Origin of the sequence: Mucilaginibacter sp. OK283, assembly GCF_900110415.1 — a bacterium.
Taxonomy (GTDB): domain Bacteria; phylum Bacteroidota; class Bacteroidia; order Sphingobacteriales; family Sphingobacteriaceae; genus Mucilaginibacter.
On sequence record NZ_FODR01000001.1, the window covers coordinates 509,019 to 533,044 of the forward strand.

Below are 24,026 nucleotides of genomic sequence, written 5' to 3' on the forward strand. Positions count from 1 at the left end.
CCGAATAACGTACTATAGTTATATAAACCAAAAAATGTCGAAGCAGGATTTCATTTCACTGTACAAAAAGTTCCTTTCGGGCCAATGCTCTGAAGAAGAAATCAGGCAATTGGAAAGCTACTATTCTGAAATAAAACTCATGGACAATGAATGGGAAAACGCCCTTGGCGATGAGCGGCGGATAAAGGAAATGATTATGTCAAAAATCAAAGCCAGCACAGATATTGACTATCACCAGACAACAAAGAAGCTGATATTTCAACCTTGGATATGGTATGCCGCATCCGTGTTTTTTGCCATAATTACCGGTGTTTTTTCATTTCATTATTTAACAAAAGATAAAGCACCAAATCAAATTGCTATCATCATTCGCCCGGGTAAAAACCAGGCTTATCTTACTCTTGCCAATGGAAAGTCTATTGTGCTGCATGATGCCAAAAATGGCCAGATAGCGGGAGTGTCGGGAGTTATTATTAAGAAAATAAACGACAGTGTTTTAACGTATTATGCAAATAATAGCGAAAAAATACATAAAAATACCGATAGCAATTCACTCACCATACCTCGCGGAGGGGTATTTCAAACGGTGCTGTCTGATGGTACAAAAGTGTGGCTAAATTCGGCCTCATCTTTAAAATATCCCGTGGCATTTGCCGGTAAAGAACGCCGGGTTAGGCTCGTTGGCGAAGCTTATTTTGAAGTTGAAAAAAACAAGGCGATGCCATTTAAGGTATCGGTTAACGGCATGGATGTACAGGTTTTAGGTACTCATTTTAACGTGACGGGTTATCCGGAGGATGTCGATGTAAAAACAACTTTGTTACAGGGCAGGGTTAAGTTGCATTCATCTGCCGGAAGCCAAAACCTAATCCCCGGCCAGCAAGGCGTATACAATTATCATAGCCGCGGTTTTGAGGTGATGCAGGTTAATACCGACGATATAGTAGCCTGGAAAGATGGTTTTTTTGTATTTGACAATGAAAACATTCAAAGCATTATGATGAAAATAGGCCGCTGGTACAACGTAGATGTAGTTTTTAAGAATAAAACAAGCCAAAATAACTTTGGCGGTACTATTTCGCGCTATAAAAATATTGATGCGGTGCTAAAGGCTCTTGAGGCAACCGGATCTGTTCATTTCAAAATGGAAGGAAGGAGGGTAGTCGTTATGGATTAACTATTACATAAAGCTTCATAGCGATCCTTAAAAAAAAAAGAGACCAGGAGTAGGTGGAAGTACTCCCGGTCAAAACACCTTTCGGCATTAAGGATCAATAACTGATTATTTCTTACAACCAATTAATTACTAACCTTAACCAAATGTATAAATTTTCGATTGCATTCCCGTGCAAAAGGGATTCCCGTATCCTATTAAAATTTTTGCTGATAATGAAACTCTCCTTTGTTTTATTGGTAACGGCATTGCTTCAGGTAAGCGCCGCTACTTATTCGCAAAACATAAGTCTGAAAGTGAAGGATGCTTCTCTGCTGGCTGTGTTTAAACAACTGCACCGCCAAAGCGGGGTGGAGTTTGTGTACGACAATCAGATGCTTAAAGAGGCCAGGCCTGTTAGCTTAATCGTCGTAAATCAGCCACTTATAAAAGTGCTTGATCAATGCTTTTCGCAGCAGGCTTTAAGCTATGAAATTGTTCAAAATATGATTGTAGTTAAAAGAAAAGCAAGTGGCGAAATGCCCGCTCAGGGCGCCGGCAGCCAAGTGTTACCCATAACTGTTACCGGCAAGGTTGTTGACGAAAAAGGTTTAGCGCTGCCAGGCGTAACTGTAAAGCTGAAAGACGGTACAACGGTTACCTCAACCCGTGGAGATGGTACCTATATTATTAGGGTGCCCGATGGAAGCGGCACACTTGTTTTTACATTTATAGGTTACGCCACGCAGGAGGTTCCTGTTAATAATGCCAAACAAATTAATGTAACCCTTAAAGAAACGTCAACCGGCCTTAACGATGTAGTAGTGGTAGGGTACGGACAGCAAAAAAAAGTAAGCCTGATTGGTGCAATAAGCACCATAAAGGCCGAAGAATTGAAGCAGCCTGTTGCTAATCTATCCGATTTGATTGCCGGCCGTGTTGCCGGGGTTATCGGTGTGCAGCGTAGCGGCCAGCCAGGATATGACAATGCCGAAATCTACATCAGGGGCATATCTACATTCACAAGCAGCAGCCCCCTGGTGTTGGTTGATGGTGTTGAGCGGGAACTGTCTAACGTAGATCCTGAAGACATTGGCAGTTTTAGCATCCTTAAGGATGCATCGGCAACGGCTGTATACGGCGTACGTGGCGCAAACGGTGTTATCCTTATCCAAACCAAAAAAGGTAAAGTAGGCAAACCAACCATAAATGCCCAATATGACCAGGGAATTACCGAATTTACAAAAATACCTTCGTTTGCCGATGGCGTTACCTATATGCAAATGGCCAACGAAGCTTACAAAAGCAGTAACCCCGGTGATGCCCTGCCTAAATATTCTGCCGATCGTATCCAGAAAACAGCCGACGGTACCGACCCCGACCTTTATCCCAATGTGGATTGGTTTAAAATTTTGTTTAACAAAACGGGCCAAAACCGTCGGGCCAGGGTTAATGCCAACGGAGGATCCGAAAACGCGCAGTATTATCTGTCTGTTGGTTATTACAACGAAAACGGCTTGTACAAAACAGATCAACTGGCCAACTATAACTCGGCCATTAAGTTTGACAGGTATAACTTTACATCAAACCTTACATTGAATGTAACTAAATCAACCAAAGTAGATTTTGGCGCTTCGGGATGGATAAGCAATGGTAATTACCCCGGAAGTTCTGTTGACGCCATCTGGAGTTCGGCCTATATTATGCCGCCAATAGTAATTCCACCGGTATATTCAAACGGTTTGCATTCGCAAATCCGAACCGGCGATGTGCTCAATCCTTATAACCTGCTTACTCAAAGTGGGTATGTAAACGAATTCAGGAGTCAGTTGTGGAGCAATATCAGGGTAACCCAGGATTTAGGCACTATCCTTAAGGGCCTCTCGGCTACGGCTATGTATTCTTTTGATAATTACAACACGCACATCATCAGCCGTACAAAAACCGTTGATGGCTACCTGGCTACCGGGCGTGATGCCAATGGAAAGCTATTGCTCGATAAAACATCTGTCGGCACAAGTTTTCTTGGTTATTCCAGGAGCAATGGTGGTACGCGCCAGTTTTATACAGAGGCTGCAATTAATTACACCAACACATTTGGCAAACATGCCGTTTCGGGGCTGATACTATACAATCAATCGGATAAAGAGGATGCCTTTGCAAACGATTTTATTAGTTCGATACCATATCGTTATATGGGGCTTGCAGGGCGTGTAACCTACGCTTACAATAATAAGTACCTGGCCGAAGCAAATTTTGGCTACAATGGTTCTGAAACTTTTGCACCCGACCACAGGTTTGGATTTTTTCCTTCATTTGGCCTTGGTTGGGTAATATCAGAGGAGTCTTTTTTTAAGCCGCTGGCTGGTACCTTTCAGTTTTTGAAACTCAGGTATTCATATGGTGTGGTGGGTAATAGTAACATTGGCGGCCGACGCTTTGCCTACATCTCGACAGTAGGAGGCGGTAACGGTGGTTACTCCTACGGTCAAAATGGTACAGACCAAAACATCGGCGGGCTTGACATTGGCGATTACGCAGTAAGTGTGACCTGGGAAAAGGCAAAAAAACAAAATTTTGGCATTGAACTTAAAACATTGGATAATGCCGTTTCTTTAACTGCCGATGTTTTCCAGGAAAATCGCACAGGTATTTTTCGCCAGCGCGGCGATGTGCCAACCTATACCGGTATCAGAACTTTGCCTTATGCCAATCTTGGCGAAGTACATAATCGGGGTATCGACGCCACGCTCGACATTAATAAGCGGATAAATACCGACTGGCAATTAGGTTTCCGGGGCAATTTTACATGGAACAGGGCAAAGGTAATAAATGATGCCAACGCACCCTGGCCATACCCCTGGCAGCAGCGGATAGGTCGTAAACTGGGTCAGCGTTTTGGATATACCGACCTTGGTCTTTTTCAAAGCGATGCCGACGTAGCCAATAGCCCTTATCAAACCGGAACAAACAAGGCGGGTGATATTAAATATAAAGACCTTAACGGCGATGGTAAGATAGATAATTTTGATCAGGGCCCGATAGGTTACGGCAGCATTCCTGAAATTGTTTATGGCTTTGGGCCAACCATTAGTTATAAAGGCTTTGCTATTGCCGGCTGGTTTAAAGGTATCAGTAATGTAGATGTTTCGCTAAATGGCGACGGCCTGCAGCCGTTTAGCCAGGGCGGCGAACGCGGGAACCTGCTTACCCAAATCACCGACCGATGGACGTCTGGCAGCACTAACCCGCGGCCTTTTTATCCACGCCTTACTTATGGTAACGATAATATGAATTATGCAAATAGTACCTGGTGGGTAAAAAATGGCGCCTTTATGCGCCTGCAAACCTTACAGTTAAGCTACGATTTTGCCCGCTCACAATGGCTGCGCCGTACGGGCATGTCAAACCTAAGCCTATATTTTATAGGCTACAATTTGCTCACTGTAAGTGGATTTAAGCTTTGGGATGTAGAGTTGGGTGACGGCAGAGGGGCACAGTATCCTTTACTGAAAACATATAACCTGGGCATTAAATGCACATTTAAATAATCGTGATCATTCAATTATAATTAATTATGAAAAATACTATCATAAAATACAGTGCTGTAATGTTAACGGTTGTATTGCTTTTTAGCAGTGGCTGTAAAAAATATCTTGATCAGGTGCCCAATGACCGTGTTACCATCGAGCAAGTGTTTCAAAAAAAGGGACCATCAGAGCAGTACCTGGCTAATATATACAGCTATGTAGACGATCAATCAGAACAGTGGACACAAAACCCCTGGATGGGCAATGCCGATGAAATTGACGTAACATGGTCAAAATATATTATTTACGATCTCAATATTGGTAACATTGGCGCCAGTAACGCCATATTTGACAGGTGGGGTTATTATTACAGCGGTATTAGGGCGGCTACATATTTCCTTAACCATATTGATGGTAATGTCGAGATCCTGGCCCTGAACGGACAGCAACTGATTGATCAGTATAAAGCCGAAGCAAGATTTTTACGGGCCTATTACTACTTTCTGTTGATGCGCCAGTATGGCCCGGTAGTACTGGTGGGCGAAAAGGAAATCCCTGCCGATGCCAGCGCCGCAGATATGCAGCTACCCCGTAGTACATATGATGATTGTGTAAATTATGTAAGCAGCGAATTGGATAAAGCAGCTTCGGTACTGCCACTTGTACCTTCAAATAACGGGCAGGCAAGCGATGTTCAATATGGGCGTGCTACGGTTGGTATGGCATTGGCCGTAAAAGCAAGGCTGCTATTATACGCTGCCAGCCCCTTATACAACGGCAATACAGATTATGCCTCATTTAAAACTGCGGATGGCAAGCCATTTATTAACCAAAGCTATGATGTGCAAAAATGGAAAAAGGCGGCTGATGCCGCTAAAGCGGTTATTGACCTGGGGTTATATCAGTTATATAAAGATCCTGGCGGTAACCCTGTAAAATCATACCAGGGTGTGTTTTTACAACAGTGGAACTCGGAGCAAATATTTAACCGGAAAGCCAATAGCCTGCCCAACTGGGATACGCATTGCATGCCAAGGCAAGCCGGGGGCTGGGATGGTATAGGTGTAACGCAGGAGCAGGTAGATGCCTATTTTATGAGCGATGGCAAAACTATCCAGGAATCGTCGTTGTATTCGGAAACAGGCTATACTACGGTTAACGGCGTACAAATTTATAATATGTATGTGAACCGCGAACCCCGTTTTTATGCTTCGGTAACCTATAATAACAGCGTTTTTCAGGGTGGCAATATGCAATCGGCGTCGCCAATCAGCTTTTTTGTGAGTGGGCCAAACAGCAAAAACGGTCACCCAACTGATTTTACAAAAACGGGGTACCTGGTACGCAAAAATGTAGGCACGCAAACCAATTCGGGTTCTGGTGGTAACGGCGCCCAACAGGCACGTCCGCTGGCACTCTTTAGGCTTGGCGAGGTTTACCTTAACTATGCCGAGGCATTAAATGAAGTTAGCCCCGGCAGCCCTGATATTGTTAAATACCTAAACCTGATTAGGGAAAGAGCGGGGGTGCCGCAATATGGCACAGCAGCCCTGCCTTTGCCTCCAAGTCAGGCAGATATGCGCGCCCGCATCTGGCAGGAGCGCCGTGTTGAACTGGCCTTTGAAGCATTGCGCTGGTTTGATATCCGCCGTTGGAAAATAGCATCGCAGGTTATGGGCGATATGCATGGTATGAACATGAACAAAGATGGCGACGACTTTTATAAACGTACAGTTGTCAGCAAACATCTTTTCAGGGCACCGGCTTCGTATTGGTTCCCGATAAGCCAATATGATATGGATCGATCAAAGCTTATTGTTCAAAACCCCGGATGGTAATAACGCATTAATTTTTTAATACAAAAGTTATGACAACTAAAAAAATATTAAAATTCATTGGCCTGGCATGTATAGTACAATGCATGTTTTTAATGAGCTGTAAGGATAATGTAGTATTGCCAAGTCAGCCGGTAGAAAGCTATAGCCGTGTATATATGCCCGAAGCGGTAAATGGCCCGGTAGTTAAAACCTTTAAAATAACAGATACGGCCCAGGCGCTTATTTATGGCGCCGGTTTTGGAGGGCAGGATTTCCCGGGCAGCGATATCCCCGTTGGTTTTGCGGTAATACAAACCAAAGCAGATACTTTTAACATGGTTAATAATACGCACTACCCGCTGTTACCCGCCGATAGCTACACGCTATCTGCAACATCTGCCATTATCCCTAAAGGTATGGTTACAACCACTCCTCTAACTATCAGCGTAAAAACCAGTGGGGCGGGAGCAATGGATGCGTTAAAAACTTATATTTTACCTGTTAGTATTACCAATACCACTGTAAAAGTAAATGAGGCCCTGCGTACTACCTATTACATCCTGAAAGCCCAGCCCGATTTTAACGATTACCCCAATTATGACCGCGCCAACTGGGCCATCATTGGCTTTTCTTCGCAGGAAGCTAATGGCGAAGGACCTAATAATGGCCGGGCAATTTTTGCGCTCGACGGCAATACAGGCACTTTTTGGCACACGCAGTGGTCGGGAGGATCGCCCGGGCCGCCCCATTTTTTAGTTATTGATATGAAGGAGGTTAAAACGCTGCACGGCCTGTCATTTGTAGGCAGGCAGGGCGATGGCGGCGGTAAGCCCAACGAGGTTAATATACAGGTAAGCCTGGATAATGTTGCCTGGGTTGACGCAGGTACATTTAATCTGTTGAATAATAAGGACCTGCAAAAGCAATTTTTGCCTAACGGATTCAAAAACGCCCGTTACTTTAAAGTGTCGGTTAATTCTTCCTATAATGCATCTTACACCCAGATAGCGGAGTTAAATGCCTTTTAAAAAAATGAAACCCTATAGGTGGAAAATAAATAGCCCACCTATAGGGTTTACCGTTTTAAGTTTAGTAACAAAGCCCATTTCTGCCCACAACAAAAAATGCCAGGGTTGGCGCTTGTTAACAGAAATTTAATTTACGCACAACGCCACATCAAAAACATGTTTTTTACCTGGGAAACCCAGGTAGCGCTGTGCTGTTGCCATTATTTTTCATCGCAATGATTTCTGCAATTAAGAAAAACAATAGTATTACCCCCCCCCTATAAAGCAGGCAATATAGGCGAGACAGCTGCCCAGGCCACCATATCCAAATACCTCAACCCATATGCCCTATTATAACCAATCCAATTTTAAACAATCTATAAAAACAATCTTATGAAGAAAGATCATTTAAACAACCGCAATGTCATGCGGGGCCTAATCCCGCTTACTGCGGGCGTAATGCTCATGTTCCCGGCCTGTAAAAAAACAGAAGCCCCGCAGGCAAAACAAGCAACGGCAGATTCAAAGCATGAAGTTCATTTTAGTTCAGCAAACTCAGGCAATGCCGATGCAGCTTTTAATGCGTTTAACAGCGCATTTTTAGTAAACTCAGGTGGACAAACGTATTACAAAAAATCAATTAATGATGTTGCCGCTGATGGCACCTGGGTAGCATCGTTAGATATTTTGGTTGCCGAGGACGCTTATGAACGTACCGGTAGCACCACACATAAAACATTAGTAAATAACCTGTGTAGCACCTGGCTGCAAAACACACCTCCACCCTGGACCTGGGACGGCTGGAACGATGATATAGGTTGGTTTTCGCTTGCGCTGATACGCGGCTACCAAATTACCGGTACCGCTAATTTTTTTACCCAGGCCAAGTATGGTTTTAATATGGCCTACAACCGTGGCTGGGACACACAATATAACGGAGGCGGCATTTGGGAGCAGCAACCCGATATGACACCTGCCGGCGAGTCGATAAGTAAAGAGGCGCTTTCAAATAACAGTTTGGGGAAAGTAGCTTGCTATATTTATCAGAGTACTCACGAGCAGGCATATCTGGATAAAGCTATACAGATTTATGATTGGGTATGGCATCACATATATAATTCAGCCACAGGCCAGGTATATACAGGTATAGATCGTGATAACGTTGTTAACCAGGGTTTGGCGGTTTATAACCAGGGTACATTTGTTGACTATGCCAATTTACTTTATCAGATTACCGGCAACATAAATTATTACAACGATGCCAAACGCACTATTGATTATGTTAAAAATAACATGACCACCAACGGTATTATTACCAACAGCGCCAGTTACCTCAATACCTGGGACGACGAATTTGCCCGGGGGGTGGGGCACTTTGTGAGAGATAACCGCATGTGGAGCACTTACCATGCCTGGATGCTACAAAATGCCACCTCCATCTGGAGCCACCGCCGTACCGATTATAATATCACCTGGAACGGTTGGGATCAGCAAACGCCGGTTGATAATAGTTTGGCAACAAGCAAGTTTGCAAGTGCAGTAGCATGGCTACAATATACGCCGGCCACAATACCCGACGATATTGCCGGTACACATTTTATTGTAAGTAATCAAAATGGCATAGCTGTTGATAACGCCAGCCAGAGTGGCAGCGGAACGGGTATTGTGCTGTGGGGCTTAAATAGCGGGCTTAGCCAAAAATGGAATTTTACCCAAAACGAAGATAGTTCATGGAACATCATCAGCCAATACAGCTGGATGGCCCTGGATGTACCGGGAGGAGCTACTACCAACGGCTTGCAGCTTATTCAATATCCATCAAGCCGAAATACCAATCAGCGTTGGTGGGTTGATAAGCAATCTGACGGCTCTTACAAAATATGGAACCAGGCAAGCAGTGGTGTGCTTGATAATTCAAGTTCATCGGTAAACGGCTACAAACTGGTACAGTGGGGCTGGAATGGTGGGGCTGCCCAGCGCTGGAAGCTGCAATAGTATCTATTGCGGGGACGCTACTTTTAAAAAGACGGGGGGTAGCTGCCGTTGGCGTTGTAGCAATGATAAAATAATAACTCCAGGCTTTGGTCTCAATGCTCAACCGGCATTTTGGCTAAAACCTTTGGTTTTGCTTCAATTATCTTGTTTATTTTAGCCAATAAATAAAATTTATAAGGTAAATGCAACAGGCCACAAACCAGCTTAGCTTTTTTTTAATGATTGCATAAATTGCATTGGCGATTTACCGTATTCTTTTTTAAATGCCCTCGAAAAATTCGAATTACTTTGCAAGCCTATCCTATCGGCTACCTCGTTCATGGTAATATCTTCGTGTGTCATAATCTGCACGGCTTTCTTTAACCGTATAGTGCGAATAAAATCACCTACTGATTGATCGGAAATGCTTTTGATTTTTTGATATAGTTTGGTTCGGCTTAAATATAAATGCTTGCATAAAAAGTCGACGTCAAGGTTAGGGTCCTGTATGTTATTTTCTATCAATGCGATAAGCTTCTGAAAAAATTCCTTGTCTTTTTCCAAATGTACAAGCTCTGTTGCTTCCGAAAGATAGTCCTTGACGTAACGTTGTTTCAGTTTTTCACTTTGATCAAAAATATTATTAACGGTTAGCAACAAAAGATCAACACTGAGTGGTTTGGCAAAATAAAAATCGGCACCCGATTCCATGCCTTCAATTTTAGCATCTAAAGCATCCTTAGCCGATAGAATTATAAAAGGAATGTGGCTTGTTTCAAACTTCTCTTTCACAAGTTTACAAAGTTCAATGCCATTCATGCCGGGCATCATTACATCGCTGATGATCATATCCGGCACCTTTTCGGTTGCTATTTCAACAGCCGAGTTACCATCCCCTGCTTCATAAACTTCGTAGTAGTTTTCAAAGGCCGTTTTTAAAAAGGTTCGCAGTTCCTGGTTATCTTCAACTAATAAAATGCGTTTTCTCATTTTTGAAACAGAACGTTCATCATTATTTTCCTGTTCGGGTAAAGGCAGCGCCATGGCGTTATCTATCGCTTCAAGTCGGGTTTCCACCTCGGTGCTGGAAACTGATTTTTCGGCCTCATTATAGTTTTCACCGCCCCAGGGTATGCCAATAATGATTTCGGTGCCCCTGTAACGTTCGCTATAAACGTAAATATCTCCCTTATGTAATTGAGTAAGGCTTTTAACCATCGCTAAACCCACGCCCGAGCCCAAATGATTTTTGCTTATACGATAATAACGGTCAAAAATGCGGGTGATAGATTCACCGGAGATACCTATTCCGGTATCGGCTACGCAAAAATAGATGTATTTTTTTGCCCGGTGATCTTTATTCAACAGCTCAAAGCCGGTATTAAAAGCCGGTTTGAATTTATCCATATCAAAAAAAATATCGAACGATACCTTGCCGCCGCTATTCGTATACTTAAACGAGTTATTTAAAAGGTTGAAGAGGATTTTTTCTAATATCTGCACGTCAAAATAGCCTGTTACGGGCGATACCTGGTTTTCGGTATGATCGGTCATTTCAAAGCGGATGCTTTTGCTAACCGACAAATTCTGAAATTCCCAGGCCATATCCTTACAAAACTGGTTCACAATCAGCGGCTGCACCTGTAGCTTTATAATGCTGTCAGACACTTTCTTAAAGTTCATGAGCTCGCTAATGAGGTTGATAAGCCGTTTAGCATTCCTGAACATGAGTTGATATGAATAATCCAATGCCGGGTTTTTGTTCTGGCCCATCAAACTTTCAAGCGGCCCAAGTATCAGGGTTAAAGGCGTACGAAACTCATGCGATACATTGGTGAAGAACATTAGTTGCTGCTGGTAAAGTTCTTCGCGTTGTTTGTGCATTTCTTCCCGTTTTTTTTCATTTATGGCGTTAACTTCAATTTCCCTTTTAAGGCGGTACCAGCGGGCCTGGTATATGTAAATACCGGCAAGGGCTGATAGTATCAACAAAATGTAAATCACATTTGCAAAACCCGATTTCCACCAGGGCGGGGTTATAGCGATATCGGTTTCAACCCGGTTTTTGCTCCATATGCCGTCATTATTGGTGGCCTCAACTATAAGGCGATAACTGCTATAATCAAGGTTGCTGTAGGCGGCTGAAGGCGTTTTTCCGTCAGTGTATTTCCAGTCTTTATCATAACCAATTAATTTATAGCGATATCTGCATTTTAAAGGATTGGCAAAATGCATGGACGAAAAAAAGATCTGGAAATTATTTTGCAGGTAATTGAGTGTCAGTTTATTGCAATAACCGATAGCCTTGGGAATGAAATCCTGTGATATGCCTGGTTTTCCATAGTCTGGTTTTTTATTATTAATTAAAATGTCGGTTAATACAGGTTTTGCGGCAATGCTGTTGGGTTTAATTTGGTCGGGATAGAAATAATTGAGGCCGTTTATACCCCCGAAATACAGCCGGCCGTCGGTACCTTTATATGATGATCCTACCTTAAAGCTGTTGCCCTGCAATCCGTCATTTTTATCATACCTAATCAGTTTGCCGGTTGTAGGGTTAAAGCACTCAAGCCCGTTGCCGCCCATCCATAAGTTTCCGGCATTGTCAATTTCCATGCTTTCTACATCATTAAAAATACCATAGTCACCGGCATAGGTTTTAATGGAAAATGTGTTGGTGCCTGTATTTATAGTGAGTTTATCGAGCCCACCGCCGATGGTGCCTATCCAATAGTTGCTGTCGTCTTGTTTAACTATGGGGTAAGTATAATCTGAGCTTAATGCGTTTGGTTTTGCTGATGCCCTGTACTCAAAGCTTTGGGTTATATTTCCTTGTTTATCAACCAGCAGGCGTTTTAAGCCCTGCGTGCTGGATATAAGTAATTGAGGTTTATTGGTATCAGCAAATATAAAAAAGCCAACCCCATAGTATTTTACATGATAATAGTTTTTCTCATCTTTCCAAACTACCCCACACCTATCCCGGTGGTTACCAAACCAAATGTTTCCATAATAATCTTTGGTAAAGGTATCTATCACATAATCCGGGAATTTATCGGAGGAGCGGGGTTGCCAAAGCGTTGTGCCATTGTGCTTTAAAACCAGGATGCCACGTGCGCTGCCTATCCATAAATTATGATCGTTATCAAGCGTCAGCGCTGTTATCGCATCGTTCTTTAATTTTACGGGCGAGTTGTAAGTATTGTAATAAGTAAATGTTTGCGTTTTTAAATTATAAAGGTTGAGGCCGTGGGATGTAGTGCCTATCCACAGCCTGTCGCCGTCGGCCAGTACAGACCGGATATGATTGTCCGCCAGTGAATTTTTAGCCTCGGCGTTATGTTGCAGTGTATAGAATAGTTTTTCGTGAAGATCGCAGTAGTTTAAGCCGCCGCCGAAAGTACAGATCCACAAACATTCGCTCCGGTCGATAAGTATTTTGTTAAGCGAGTTGGAGTTTAAGCCTCGCTGCGGGCCTTTATTATTCACTACCTGTAACAGGTTTAGGTTAACATCAAGCCTGATCAGGTCAGCGCCGGTATTCAGCCAGTAATCAGAAGTGCCTGCTTCTGCAATATTCCAAATCTGGTCTTTGTTTACCGTAGTGTATTGTTTAACAAAAGTTAAACTTTTAACCTGCGCGGAATTTTTTGCACCGATACCTACCATGAATAGTTTATTGCCTGATCCTAACAAAATATGGTTCCGGTTATCAAAATAAATACAATGGAGTTGCTGATCTGGCAGGGCTGTTATTGGCAGATTTTTAAAATGATTGTTTTTATCAAGTGTCCAAAGGCCTTTATTACTGGTTAGGTAAAAAAGGCCGTCTTTATCACATGTTATATCTGAAAATACTACCCCAGATGGCAAATTTAGCTTTTGCTCCGTAAGAATATTGTCTTCGATCTGATACAGTTTTAGCCGATCGCCCATAAAGCCGTATATCCGGTTGCCGACCGGTTTAAACATCTTATCAAAAGTGGGGATGTATCGCTTGTTTGCCTCGCTGAAATCAAGGTACTTTTCTGTTTTGGGGTCAAAGCATTGTATACCCCCTTCGGTGCCGAGCCATATATTGCCATTGTCTTCGGCATATAGGCACTTGATGCGGTTTTTGAAGGAGTTATTAAGGGGCTCGTTGACATTGTAAAACTTTTTAATCGTGTAGCCGTCAAACCTGTCGAGCCCGAAATGAGTGGCAATCCAAATATAGCCCCGCTTATCCTGCAAAATATCGTTGGCGTCGGTATGTGACAAGCCTTCATCAACAGTAAGATAATTGAATTTATAAGGGTATGCCTGGCCAAAGGCCCTATGCAGTAACAGGCAATAGCAAAAAATAAGTAACAGGGCCTTTACACACGTATGCTTATTTAACCAAAACAGGTTGTTTACATTCATTTATTACTCAGTTTACCAGCTAATGCAAAGTACATTTTGTTCGGCAGGCAAAAGGGTGCCTGTTATAATAATTGATTTTATGTTATCGCCCGAATTTACGGCCTTTGCAGCAGTTTTTTACGTACAGAAATATTCTATTCGCAAAAATGATTTTATATGCCGGATAATTGAAAGCATCCACTCTGAAATGTATCATGTGACAATAAATATGCATATAATGACAATTTTGAAGCATGAAATTTATATTTCTTTGCCCTTAATCAATATACAAAGCTTAACCTATTTAAACTATTATAAATGCCCATGTACCAATCTCCATTTAATAAACAATTTGCCCTGGTTTTATTGATCGTTGTGTTTGTTTTTAGTTATAAAATAAGCTCAGGCTTTCAGCAGCAGCCGGATAATGGCCTTTCGAAATCAGATACTGCCTCAGTTCCAAAAGAGATAGAAGACCCCGAGAATATTGGCATCAACAAAGAGGCAAGCCATGCCACGCTTATGCCCTATGCTTCATTAAAAGAGGCATTGGCTGCAAACAGGCATGCATCTTCTTTTAGCCGCAGCCTGAACGGTTTGTGGAAATTTAACTGGGTTGACTGGCCACAAAAACGTCCTGTCGATTTTTATAAACCAGGCTACGATGTATCCGGCTGGAAAGACATCAAAGTACCATCAAACTGGCAGGTAGAGGGGTACGGTACACCTTACTACAGCAACTATACCTATATCTTCCAAAAAGATTTTCCGAGAGTGATGAGCACTCCGCCTGTAAAATATACTGCCTACAAAGAAAGGAACCCGGTAGGCAGCTACCGCCGTGATTTTACCGTGCCCGCTGAATGGAACGGCCGCCGTATTTTTATAACCTTCGATGGCGTTGATGCCGGTTTCTTTATTTGGGTAAACGGCAAAAAAGTGGGCTATAGTGTAAACAGCCGTAACGCCGCCGAGTTTGATCTGACTAAATACGTTAAACCAGGGAAAAATACTTTAGCTGTTGAAGTTTACCGCTTTACTACAGGAAGTTACCTTGAAGATCAGGATATGTGGCGTTTAAGCGGTATATTCAGGAATGTAACGCTGTGGAGCAGTCCGCAGGAACATATCAGGGATTATTTTGTAAAAACCAATCTTGATAAACAATATAAAGATGCCGATATACTGGTATCGGCCAAAATAAAAAACTACGGAACCGCGCCGGTTAAAGCTCGTTTATTGGACGTTGCTTTATACAACGGCGCCGTAGCTGTACCGGGCGCAATCGCCAAAAAAGCTATCCCGGCTTTAAAGCCCGGTGAGGAAGTAACGGTTGAAACAAGTTTCCATGTAAACAACCCGCAAAAATGGACTGCCGAAACACCAAAGCTTTACACTACAGTTGTGAAAATAAATGAGGGCGTTAACACCGTAGAAACCATATCGTCACGTACCGGTTTCAGGAATATTGAAATCAGGGGCCGCTTGTTCCTGGTTAACGGAGTGCCAATTAAACTAAAGGGGGTAAATCGTCATGAAAACTGGCCGAATGATGGCCATGCGGTTACCGAGGAGCAAATGATAAGGGATATTGTGCTCATTAAACAAGCCAATTGTAACCACGTGCGCACCTGCCACTATTCTGACGACCCAAGGTGGTATGAATTGTGCGATCAGTACGGAATTTACCTTGTTGCCGAGGCCAATTTGGAAAGTCATGGTGCATGGGATGAATTTAATGAGGAGCCCAGGATAAAAGCCGCACTGATTGATAGGAACGTTGCCAATGTAGAGAATTTCAAAAACCATCCTTCGGTTATTATCTGGTCGTTAGGTAACGAATGCGGTAGCGGCGGCTCAAATTTCAGGGCGATACTGAAAGTGATCAAAGGCATTGACGACACGCGTCCAACGCACTACCAGGGTTTTGGTATTGGTAAAAATAACCCTGCCGATATGGACAGCGAAATGTATACCGATGTGGAGAACCTGGAAAAGCACGCAAATGATCAAACCTTAACCAAGCCATTTTACTTGTGCGAGTATGCGCATGCTATGTTCAATTCTATGGGTTCAGTTGATATTTATAACGATTTGTTTGACAAATATCCGCAATTGTTAGGGGGCGCTATTTGGGAATGGCAGGATCAGGGTATCTACAACAACCGGGACCCGAAGCACCCAATTACTGCTTTTGGAGGAGGTTTTGGCGAATACCCGAATGATCAGTATTTTATACATAAAGGCGTTGTGTTTTCGGATAGATCATTAAAACCGCACTATCCCGAGTTAAAACATGCATACCAGTGGATCAGCATTCATCCGAAAGATCTGAAGAACGGTTTGGTTACCATTAAAAACCGCTACCAGTTTATTAACCTGAACGGCTTAACCGCCAAATGGGAAGTAACTGAAAATGGTACAATTGTATCGTTGGGCCATTTAGCGCTTAAGGAGATTAAGCCGGGTGAAGAGCTTGATGTAAAGGTTCCCTATAATGTTACACCTAAACCCGGAGCAGAATATTTCCTGAGGGTTTCGTTTAGCTTGGCTACCGATAAAATGTGGGCAAAAAAGGGATTTGAGGTTGCGGCACAGCAATTGGAACTGCCTATAGGTATCCCGGCTGTTAAAACACAACCTGCAACAGGTAAACTAACTTTATCAGATGCCGGTAATAATATCAGGTTAAAAGGTGATGGTTTTAGCCTGGAGTTTGACAAGGAAAAAGGCACTTTTTCGAAGATGGAGAAAGACGGCCAAAACGTTTTGCAGGACAATGGCGGCCCTATGTTGCACCTGTGGCGTGCGCCTCACCGTAAGGACGATATGTGGGCTTATGACGATTGGGTTAAATATGGCCTGAAAGAGATCAGCTGGAAAACTGACCTGGTAAAAGTTACCCGGCTTTCTGCCGGCCAGGTTGAAATAAAGGTAAACCTTACGGGAACAGGTAAACATGATTTTATTGTTCGTCACCAGGTAACCTATACTATAAATGGTAACGGCATAATTAAAGCTGACAATAACGTGAGTTTTAATGCCGACCCTAAACTGGTGCTGGCCAGGTTGGGTGTACGTTTTTTCCTGAAACAGAACCTGGATCGATTTGAATATTTTGGCCGCGGCCCAATGGAAAACTATGCCGACAGGAAGAGTGGGTTTGATGTAGGCCATTACTTAAGTACCATAACGCAGCAGCAAACCCCATATGAAAAACCGATGGATTGTGGCAACCATGAAGATGTAAGGTGGGCTAATGTGAGCACTGCTAAAGGTACCGGAATAGCCGTTAAACAAACCGGTGAGCTGTTCCAGGTAACCGCACTGCCATACAGTGATGAAGAAATGACAGACGTGGAGTACAAGATAGATTTGCCAAAAAGTAAAGGCACAGTATTATGCGTAAGTAATAAAACGTTGGGCGTTGGCTCATATGGCTGTGGTCCGCGTCCGCTGGAACAGTACAGGGTATATGCAAAAGATACCAGCTTCAGCTACCAAATTCAGTTATTCAGTAAAAAATAAGATCCTGATTAAATAGTTTAAAATAACGCAAAAGCGGGGAGCAAATATCATCATTTGCTCCCCGCTTTGCTGAATAATTGGCAGTAGCTATCGAGGGCCTTTGCGATGCTATTAAGTTAACGTGAGTTCGATATAAGGGTTTAAGAATTGCTTAGGAGTTGATGGGGTTTATATCTTATTGACATTTAAACACTTATAAATTTAAACTCTACCCCAATTATCCTTTTTCTTATCCCGAACTCATATTATTTTAACAAAAACAAGGTCTAACTGCATCAATCTTAAAAATGATATGAGTTGTTAGCGTGTATGGGCTAAAACATCCGCACGTATTTTTAATTTGCCTAATCATCTTGTTGGCAATTTAATTGGCTGCTTTATTGTCAAGATTTTAGCCGTTAACTGTAGATTTCAGTATTATTAGTAGGATAGATTTTTATAGATTCTTAAAACCCTTTACCCCGCAGGGGGAAAGGAGAGAACTTTGGTGCGCTTTGCCTTGCATAAATCGATTTGATGAAACTTTTAATTTCAGCGTCAGAACTTAAAGTTTTTTCTTTGATGATGAAATTTTACCCTTTTTGATCCTGGGTAAATTGATTGAGCAACTCAATCCCGTCACTATCAAAATCAATCTTTTTAAGTGTTCGGTTGTTCGGTAAGGTGATTTTAATGTTGGGCTTTGAAGGTGGAATAATCGCGTTTCGGCTTCATTCCGCGTCATTCGGTATTATCAGAATTTTACCTATTGCGCGCCCCATTACGCAAAAAACGCTGATCTCTTGTATGAAATCAGCGTTTTTAGTAGCCCGTAGGGGAATCGAACCCGATTTTTAACCAATTGGCTTACAATATTTTATATGGTTTAAATTCTCTACACACCGAATTACCAACCAATCTTTTTTGATGCAGATTACATACAAATCTTACTATACGAAAATACAAATTATTGCAATAATTTGTTCATTAATGGCCCCTTTTTTTGTCGTATTGAACCAGTCATTTCGTTTGCATTTATTTAAGTAACCAACAACGTAAGCTGCGTAAAAAGGCAGGGTTGGGTGATTCAACGAAAAACCTTTCAAGAATAGCTTGACCTTGATGACAACTCAATAACTCATAAATAATTTCGGTGTCCAAGGCTTCTCACCTATCTTATTTTACATTATTTATTCATACTGCTACCATACTACAGAAAAGGAGATAATTATTTAACCCAGCTCGAAAGAATGCTTAAGAAAACCCTTAAGCTGACACTTTTCGCTTATATTTGTTAAGCTGAAAGTATTAGAAACCATTTGGTTAAGAGTATATAAGTGTTAATACCAATTAATAAAACAGGAAATAACTATCTCCGCCTACGGTAAAAACATTAATGATAATGGATGATAAAAATATTTGCAATATAAAGGCAGAGACGAAGTTGCGAAATGGTTACCCAAACTGGTGGTGTTTCACACACTTCGCCTCCGCACGCGGTGAAGGGGGGGCGAAAATGGATAGGTGTATAAAAGCCAATATGCCTAAAATCATCGAATCTGAAAAAATATATATTGATATTGATGAATACAGAGGTGGAGTTGGTGTTTGGGGGTCTTTAGAAGCCGTCTATGACAGCAAGCGGGTTATTCCTGAAAAAGGTGTACATGTACATCTCCGCAAAACACCGGATGCAGAAAAAGAGGTGGATAAAACATTTAAAGAGGTTTACATAAAGGTGCCAGGCACTTTGTTCGAAGACGAACAATGGATCATGATAGATGAGTATACGGCCTGTGCATATACAGCCTCCGTGTTATTTGACAGAAAAATCAAGGTTATCACCTGCAAGCATTGTAAAAAGCCGCATATTGATGCAGACTGGTTTGCCGTCCATTATCATAAAAAGCATTTCTGCACTTATTGTGGAAGAGATTTCATCGACACGGAACCGGGCATATCGAATCCGATCGTTTACCTACAGGGAATATTCCAGGAGCGGCTGGCAAACCGTAAACTGATCAACGTAGACAGAGTGCTTAGAATAAAGCAAGAGGATTATCCCGGTGGAATACAGATTTGGGCATCTAACCCCGCGATTATCTGGACGGCCGAACGCGCAGAAGAAGCCGGCATTCATGTACATCTTTTTAAAGAGAAAAGTGGCATGCCTTTCAGCGACGATACTTACGGGACGGTCGAAATCGATGGCATTTTGCTTGATGCGGAAATGGTCAGATTCTTTATGGTGCAAAAGTCATTCGGTTTCCTCGGCAAGTTTGTTGTCTCCCTGGCTTGCCCAAAATGTAGCAAAGAACATTTCGACAAGGGTGAGAATGCATTTAAGCCACATAAAACCCATGATTGTGAACATTGTGGCAATGTGTTCGATGACGGCACTCGTTATAAAGGCGTTGTTAGTAACCCTATCGTGGCCAAGTTACAGGCACTGGATAAAATTCACCAAAATTTAAATTATGACTGAAAAAGGAAAAGCGGTCAAATTTGATGGCCTTAAAGCAGAACACCATTTGTTACCGTCATTGGCATTGGAAGAAATATGTGGAGCCTTATCTTTTGGAGCAGAAAAGTACGAGGCTTATAACTGGGCCGCAGGTGAAGGCATTAATTGGAGTAGGTATTTTAATGCCTGTTTACGTCACTTGTGGGCCTTTTGGAGAGGCAAAAACAAGGATGAAGAAAGTAAAAAAGATCACCTTGCCCATGCAGGTGCCTGTATCCTGATTCTTTTGGAAATGTACCTGATCTCAAAAGGCAAGGATGACAGACCGGTTTATTATCCTAAGAAAAGTGAGAACTAACAACAAAAATAGTCCGTATTTAAACCGGCAGGTAAAAATCCTCCTTTTGCCCTCATCAACATATACTTATCTATAGCTTCTTTACACGTAATAATATGACTTCTTACCCCATCGCGAAGTAGTGATAATGATCCTATAACACATTCTTTACCAATTTCCTTTTTGGAACAATTTCTTGCTCGCAGGTCATCTGTGCAAATAGTAAAGCCTTTGGCGCTACAGATGGCCATGCATTCTGTTTCTCCTAATCCAAGGTTATATTTTGCCTGTAATTCTAATATGCGGGACGCGGTTACTTCTGAGTTTAATAGAGTAATCAGGCCTTTGTTGATAAGTGTTTCTATGATCGCCATTTGAAGAGGGTTCAATATTTCCTGATCAAAGATTAAATCGCCGACATAGAAATCATGATCTTCTATCGAAAGCAAGTTATCAATACAATCTCCATTGATTAGATTAAAAATTGAACTGCTATCTAAGACTATATCCACCGTCCTGAGAATTATAATTAATAATATCTGAAGTAGGAATAGAAAGTAATTCTGCCGCTTTCCCGAGAGATAACTCTCCTGTATTAATCTTATTAACTATAGGCTGCATAAGATTTGAAGAAACGGATGGAAAGTAGATTTCTTGGCGTTCTTGTATACCAAGTTGTTCGGCACGCTTCTCAGGACCTTTGAACTCCTTAACCAGGCTTTCATATAATGAGGCCGCGCTACCCCGCGGAATTATTCCTAAATTCTCGCAACGTAATGCAGCCACCTCAAAACTTACCCCATAAATTCTGCTTAGATAAAGCAACTCTATTTCACCAAAATGATCGCCAGAAATAGCTAATAATTCTCTAATACGTTTTAAGGTATAAGCCACACCCTCTTGAGGTAAAAGAATCTCAGACGCAAAATGATGTGCAAAAACCTCCTCACCACTTCTTCGCTTCTTCATCTTAAATGAGCTGTCAGCAGTTGCATAATTGTCAGAGTCAGTGTGATGTGCAATCAAATGGCCTAATTCATGCGCCAATGTAAATAACATACGTGGCTTAAAACGAGGTGCGATGATAATGAAGGGAACATCATTAAGAATTGCGGATACTCCATCTATAGAATTTCCTATTTCGGATATCATCAACACACAGTTAAGTTCGTTTGCTATTATCTCGGGAAGATTTAATAGTGGCGAAATGAAATCAGAGTTGCAATAGACCTGGCGAAAAACAGTCGAAATATTAATGATCCCCTCATAGGTATTATCTACTTTAGGGAAAACCTCATTTAAAATATTCTTTGGTTTATCGTTTCCTAAAATGCTCAGTGCATTTGATAACAAATATGATATTTTATCAAATATAGCATCGTTCTTATCAGTGATATTGCTCCGGAATAGCGCGTTCACAGTTTGATAAGTTTCGTTATCAGAAAGCAGGAATTCTGGACGAACCTTAAGTGCTTTTGCAATTGCTCTGACCTCTGAAATGAGCGGATCATCATTTCCTCTTAATATATCAGTAATGCGGTTTAGGGAAATGCCAGATCGTTTTGATAGGTCTTCGACAGAAACCTTGAATTTCAAAATATTGCTAATTACAGTTTGCATTAATGAATTGCCTTTATGCGGTTCATCCAACTCAGCAGGTCATTTACCTGGCTTGAATCAAGTTTACGACATCTGCCTATGATCTTATGAACCTTATCCTCGTTTTTTCCAAATATATCATTTAGTACAGATACGGTTTCATCCTTAGCTTTTTTAATTTGTTCCGCCTCTTCGAAATAAATGGAATCCTTGCCAATGATGTAATTTTCTATTCTTCGTTCCTGATTCTTATGATAATCAAATTCAAGAGGTTTTCCATTGGCATCGACAATAACGTTTCCGTGATATATTCCATTTTCGTCAAGCTGCATTCGGTTTTCAGGGAATCTTTGAAAAGCGGCCAGTGCGTTAATCTTATCGTCCACAGAAAAAGCACCTACGATATGTGGCTTGACGTCGATCACTCTTCCGCTTATAGAAAAAATATAGTCACCTCTTTCAACTCTATTTCTGATATCCGGTCGACAAGCTCCCATGGTTGGAGTCTTATTGTAAATGGGATCAGTCATCTCCCAACCCGCACTGGGATCAGCCCCTTTAAACATGGTATAGATATAGCCTTTCATTTGTTTTAAGTCTATGTAAAAGAATAACTTATAACAAATATGCTAAAATTTTTAGATATTTTAATATTTTGCTAAATTATTAAAAATCAGAGGAGTAGTTATTTTACTAATTATCAGCAAAAGACACAGGGCGAATAGCTGTTTGGTTTAAAGTTGCCAATTATCTGAACGCTGAACCAATCACCATTGCAATACCTAAAAATAAAAAAGCGCCGTAAATGATTTGGTAGGCCTGACCATGTGTTAAGTGTTTTTTCAAAAAGAATTTCCCGGAATTCTCCAACTTTAAGCTGGCCGTGGCCTCTGCAACTCCGGTAAACAGCGAATAAGACTCGCCGCCTGATAAGTTGCACTGATATTCCATTTCCTGGATTACTTTTTCAGCCTGTCGGGTCAGAAATTTATTCCTGATATCTATTTTCAAAAAAATATAGGAAATAAGTACTTCCAAGCCTCCAAGAACGATACCCAGCCGAGGGAGTAGAAAGGAACTTTGAAAAGTGCTAACGAAACAACTGGTCAGTATTGTGGAAAACACGATGAAGAAATTAAAATAGGAAATGCGCTGTTGAGAATGTTGTTGGAAATATTTCCAAGCGAGATCAAGCCATTCTTTTTCAGTAAGGATATTCATTCGATAATTGTTGTAATGTTATCATAAAGCTAACATAATCGTTCAGCAGTTTTCCATTCAGCCCAATATTTGCTAGCCAATGCTACCCCGTATTCATGTTCGACACATTAATTTCAACTGCTTTTGTCTTTTCAATTTTAAAACGGTTGAATTTGGATTAATCCAGGCTGATCAGTCTGCCGCTGTCAAAAGTATTGTGTTCATTGTGGTGAACATAGCCGAGCTGGTTTGTCACAAGTTTCGTTTTTCCAATTAGAAAGTCATCGGTTGCAGCATGATTGTGACCATATACTCAGTAGTCGGCACCACATGATTCAATAAATTCATCCAGATTGGTCGCAAAAGCTTCATTCAGCGGGCTGCCGAGATATTTAGCAGGATAATTCTGAAATGTAGGCAGGTGATGGGTGACGATGATATGCTTTTCATCCTCTTTGCGGTTACCTTGGAAAGCGGAATGCAGGAATGCTATGGATTCAGCATGCATCCGGTTATACTGTTCCACTGACAGCCGCTGTCCCTCAAATTTGATTAAATGAAAATCCATCAGACCTCGTTCAATATTCCATGCCTTCGATGCCGAAATATCAGACCACAGGGTCGTAAAATGCAGACGGATATTTTCCAGCCTGATGGTGCAGTTATTGAGCATGGTTACATTTGGCCGGATAGCTTCCCTAAATGCACCTGATTTGTTCGCCATATCGGAATTGTAATATTCGTGATTACCCAGAACCCAGTAAGTGTGCCTGTAGTTGTCTGCTGCGAAATCAAAAAAGTCCCGGTAGAGACCCAAATTCCTCAGCGTGGCAATATCTCCTGCAAGTAAAAGAATATCTCCTTCTACTTTAAGCGGATTAAGCTTAATGTACTCCCTGTTTTCATGAAACTCTAAATGCAGATCTGATGCAATTTGTAAACGCATACTATTTATAATTTAAATTTTTATTGATATGATGAAATTCAGCATGCTCAGATTATACAGGTGCCTTCTCTCTCATATTTTATTTAACAACGGTTTTCGCTATAGCTGA

General features: G+C 41.7%; 14 protein-coding genes. 8 read left to right on the forward strand and 6 right to left on the reverse strand.

The features are described from left to right. The first annotated feature begins 34 nt into the window (after positions 1 to 34). The 5 genes from BMX56_RS02215 (at position 35) to BMX56_RS02235 (ending at position 9,502) form a co-directional block, all read left to right on the forward strand. Positions 35 to 1,177 (forward strand): FecR family protein, encoded by a 1,143-nt coding sequence (locus BMX56_RS02215; RefSeq protein ID WP_090639957.1) that lies wholly within the window; start codon positions 35 to 37, stop codon positions 1,175 to 1,177. 212 nt (positions 1,178 to 1,389) lie between these two features. Next, complete coding sequence (locus BMX56_RS02220; protein WP_177183687.1) at positions 1,390 to 4,704, forward strand: TonB-dependent receptor; 3,315 nt, start codon at positions 1,390 to 1,392, stop codon at positions 4,702 to 4,704. Between the two features lie 26 nt (positions 4,705 to 4,730). Next, positions 4,731 to 6,521 carry a RagB/SusD family nutrient uptake outer membrane protein gene (locus BMX56_RS02225; RefSeq protein WP_090639965.1) on the forward strand — a complete coding sequence of 597 codons (1,791 nt, stop codon included), beginning with the start codon at positions 4,731 to 4,733 and terminating at the stop codon, positions 6,519 to 6,521. Positions 6,522 to 6,550: 29 nt separating this feature from the next. Beyond that, positions 6,551 to 7,528 (forward strand): discoidin domain-containing protein, encoded by a 978-nt coding sequence (locus BMX56_RS02230; RefSeq protein ID WP_090639969.1) that lies wholly within the window; start codon positions 6,551 to 6,553, stop codon positions 7,526 to 7,528. Between the two features lie 372 nt (positions 7,529 to 7,900). Beyond that, the gene (locus tag BMX56_RS02235) at positions 7,901 to 9,502 is read left to right on the forward strand and encodes a glycoside hydrolase family 76 protein (RefSeq protein ID WP_090639973.1); all 1,602 of its coding nucleotides are present in this window, start codon (positions 7,901 to 7,903) and stop codon (positions 9,500 to 9,502) included. A 204-nt stretch (positions 9,503 to 9,706) separates the two neighbouring features. Here BMX56_RS02235 and BMX56_RS02240 read toward each other — a convergent pair whose 3' ends face one another. Continuing rightward, entirely contained in the window at positions 9,707 to 13,885 is a 4,179-nt protein-coding gene (locus BMX56_RS02240) for a hybrid sensor histidine kinase/response regulator transcription factor (RefSeq protein ID WP_090639982.1), read from the reverse strand. Between the two features lie 297 nt (positions 13,886 to 14,182). On the opposite strand from BMX56_RS02240, the gene BMX56_RS02250 reads away from it, so the two are divergent. From BMX56_RS02250 to BMX56_RS02260, 3 genes are all read left to right on the forward strand, one after another. Continuing rightward, positions 14,183 to 17,392, forward strand: a complete 3,210-nt coding sequence (locus BMX56_RS02250; RefSeq protein WP_218152365.1) for a glycoside hydrolase family 2 TIM barrel-domain containing protein — start codon at positions 14,183 to 14,185, stop codon at positions 17,390 to 17,392. 1,381 nt (positions 17,393 to 18,773) lie between these two features. Then, entirely contained in the window at positions 18,774 to 19,856 is a 1,083-nt protein-coding gene (locus tag BMX56_RS02255; RefSeq protein ID WP_090639994.1) for a hypothetical protein, read from the forward strand. Continuing rightward, the gene (locus BMX56_RS02260) at positions 19,849 to 20,193 is read left to right on the forward strand and encodes a dATP/dGTP diphosphohydrolase domain-containing protein (protein ID WP_090639998.1); all 345 of its coding nucleotides are present in this window, start codon (positions 19,849 to 19,851) and stop codon (positions 20,191 to 20,193) included. The genes BMX56_RS02255 and BMX56_RS02260 overlap by 8 nt, the downstream gene beginning before the upstream one ends. Here the strand turns inward: BMX56_RS02260 and BMX56_RS02265 are convergent. The 5 genes from BMX56_RS02265 to BMX56_RS02285 form a co-directional block, all read right to left on the reverse strand. Then, the gene (locus tag BMX56_RS02265; protein ID WP_090640001.1) at positions 20,190 to 20,684 is read right to left on the reverse strand and encodes a PIN domain-containing protein; all 495 of its coding nucleotides are present in this window, start codon (positions 20,682 to 20,684) and stop codon (positions 20,190 to 20,192) included. The genes BMX56_RS02260 and BMX56_RS02265 overlap by 4 nt on opposite strands. Next, positions 20,665 to 21,792 (reverse strand): helix-turn-helix domain-containing protein, encoded by a 1,128-nt coding sequence (locus BMX56_RS02270; RefSeq protein ID WP_090640005.1) that lies wholly within the window; start codon positions 21,790 to 21,792, stop codon positions 20,665 to 20,667. Before BMX56_RS02270 ends, BMX56_RS02265 begins: the two co-directional genes overlap by 20 nt. Continuing rightward, complete coding sequence (locus BMX56_RS02275; protein WP_090640009.1) at positions 21,792 to 22,358, reverse strand: hypothetical protein; 567 nt, start codon at positions 22,356 to 22,358, stop codon at positions 21,792 to 21,794. The genes BMX56_RS02270 and BMX56_RS02275 overlap by 1 nt, the downstream gene beginning before the upstream one ends. A 160-nt stretch (positions 22,359 to 22,518) precedes the next feature. Then, positions 22,519 to 22,992: a RipA family octameric membrane protein gene (locus BMX56_RS02280; protein ID WP_090640013.1), complete on the reverse strand. Its 474-nt coding sequence runs from the start codon at positions 22,990 to 22,992 to the stop codon at positions 22,519 to 22,521. 292 nt (positions 22,993 to 23,284) lie between these two features. Next, positions 23,285 to 23,917, reverse strand: a complete 633-nt coding sequence (locus BMX56_RS02285; RefSeq protein ID WP_218152366.1) for a metallophosphoesterase — start codon at positions 23,915 to 23,917, stop codon at positions 23,285 to 23,287. Positions 23,918 to 24,026: the final 109 nt, after the last annotated feature.